The following is a 1,428-nucleotide window of genomic DNA, read 5'->3' on the forward strand; positions in this document are numbered from 1 at the left end:
GGTCAAGTCCCTGGAAGTGGTGTAGCCGTCTTCGAGGTTGTAGGGGGCTTGTACCTGTCAGGTCTGCAGGGTCGGCATCACCTCCGTGCTCATCACGGTCTCTTGCTCCGTGGTCAGGGGCTCACGGCACCGGGCGAGCAGTTCCAGGCCGAGATACCGGCGGCCTTCGGCCCACTCATCGGTCTGCTCGGCCAACACAGCCCCGACCAGACGCACCACGGCATCCCGGTTCGGGAAGATCCCCACCGAGTCCGTGCGGCGCCGGATCTCCCGGTTCAGCCGCTCGGCAGGGTTGTTCGACCAGATCTGGGACCACACGTCCCTCGGGAACGAGGTGAACGCGAGGATGTCCTCTCGTGCTGCATCGAGGTGCCCAGCCACCGCGGGCAACCTGTCCTGCACGTAGTCCAACAGGCGCTCGAACTGGGCCTGCACGGCCGGCCCGTCGGGCTGGTCGTACACGCTGTGCAGCATGGCCTTCACCGCCGGCCACATGCTCTTCGGGGTCACGGCCATCAGATTCGCCGCGTAATGGGTGCGGCAGCGTTGCCACACGGCCCCGGGCAGGTTCGCCGCCACGGCTTCCACGAGGCCGCGATGGGAGTCCGAGGTCACCAGTGCCACCCCGGCCAGCCCCCGGGCCACCAGGTCCGCGAAGAACTCGTTCCACGCCGCACCCGTCTCCGTGGTGGCCACCCTCAGCCCGAGGACTTCGCGGCGCCCGTCGGCGTTGACCCCGGTGGCGACCATGGCCACCGCGTTGATCACCCGCCCGCCCTCTCTGACTTTCATGGTCAGGGCGTCGGCGGCGAGGAACACGAACGGGCCGGCCTCGCCCAGCGGCCGGTGACGGAAAGCCTCGATGTGCTCGTCCAACTCCTGTGCCATCCGGCTGACCTGGGACTTCGAGAGCGAGTCGATGCCCAGCTGCCGTACGAGCTTGTCCATGCGCCGGGTCGAGACCCCGGCCAGGTAGCAGTCCGCGACCACGGTGATCAGTGCGGACTCGGCCCGTTTGCGGCGCTCGAGCAGCCATTCGGGGAAGTACGTGCCGGCCCGGAGTTTGGGGATGGCCACATCGATCGTGCCGGCGCGGGTGTCCAGGGGTCGGTGGCGGTAGCCGTTGCGCTGCGCTGTCCGGTGTTCGGAGGGCTTGCCGTACTCGGCCCCGCAGACCGCGTCAGCGTCGGCGGAGAGCAGTGCGTTGATCACGGTCTGCAGCAGGTGGCGCAGCAGGTCTGGGGAGGCCTCCCCGAGAGCTTCGCGCAGCAGGCGTTCAGGGTCGACAATGTGTGGAGCGGTCATCGTGGTGATGTCCTTTCGAGAGTGCTGTGGAAGGTTCGCTCGAAGGCTCCCACGGTGACCGCGTCCGTCTCGAAGATGGTCGTGGCCACCGGGGAGGGTTACACCACTATCCGGGACTCAACT

Annotated in this window: 1 protein-coding gene; it reads right to left on the reverse strand. The window is 67.8% G+C overall.

Annotated features, from left to right (window positions below):
• Positions 1-57: 57 nt before the first annotated feature.
• Complete coding sequence (locus KVS67_RS11450) at positions 58-1,305, reverse strand: IS256 family transposase (RefSeq protein WP_011117090.1); 1,248 nt, start codon at positions 1,303-1,305, stop codon at positions 58-60.
• Between the last annotated feature and the right edge of the window lie 123 nt (positions 1,306-1,428).

This window comes from Micrococcus sp. GbtcB5 (assembly GCF_019091605.1).
Classification (GTDB): domain Bacteria; phylum Actinomycetota; class Actinomycetes; order Actinomycetales; family Micrococcaceae; genus Micrococcus; species Micrococcus luteus.